Source organism: Burkholderia sp. Ac-20392 (assembly GCF_017104585.1).
In the GTDB taxonomy this organism is placed as follows: Bacteria; Pseudomonadota; Gammaproteobacteria; order Burkholderiales; family Burkholderiaceae; genus Burkholderia; species Burkholderia lata.
Map to the genome: position 1 here is coordinate 1 of NZ_JAAGPB010001166.1, position 693 is coordinate 693.

General features: G+C 72.3%; 1 pseudogene. It reads right to left on the reverse strand.

From position 1 onward, the window contains the following. Positions 1 to 693, reverse strand: a pseudogene (locus G3N99_RS41420) (malto-oligosyltrehalose synthase); the annotation flags it as partial.

The window sequence follows — 693 nt, forward strand, 5'->3', positions numbered from 1 at the left end:
TGCCGGTCGCGTGCATCGGGCCACGCCGGCAGGTACGACGCGACCGGCCCGTCGACCCGTTCGGCCGCGAGCGCCGCGAACGGCGCGTCGCGGCGGTTGTCCGGATCGACGAGCGAGTGATCCCATGATTCGGTCCCTTGATACAGGTCGGGCACGCCGGGCGACGCCATCCGGAGCACGGCCTGCGTCAGGCTGTTGACGACGCCGGCCGGTGCGATCCGCGCGACGAACGCATGCAGCCGGTGCGCGAAGTCGCCGGCGCCGCGCGGCGTCAGGATCGCACGGACGAATGCTTCGCAATCGCGCTCGTAGCGCGTATCGGGCGCGAGCCAGTCGGTGTGCCGTTTCGCTTCGCGCAGCGCCTTCGTCTGCCATTGCACGACGCGTTCGGCAAGTGCCGCGAGCCCCGCTGCATCGTTGGGCGCGAGTTCAGGCGGCCAGCAGCCGACGAGCGTCTGGTACAGCATCGCCTCGGCGGCCGGGCCCGGCGCCCAGGCGAGATCGCGATGCGCGCCGCCGCGATGCGGCCGGTTGAGTGCGGACCAGTCGAGCGACACCATGCGCCACGTGTCGGGTATTTCGCTGAGCACGGCCAGTCGCGCACGGGCATCCTCGCCGCGCTTGTGGTCGTGCGTGGCGGTGGCGACGAGCCCGTGCGGCACGGTGCGCGCGCAGCGCCGGTTGCGTGCATGG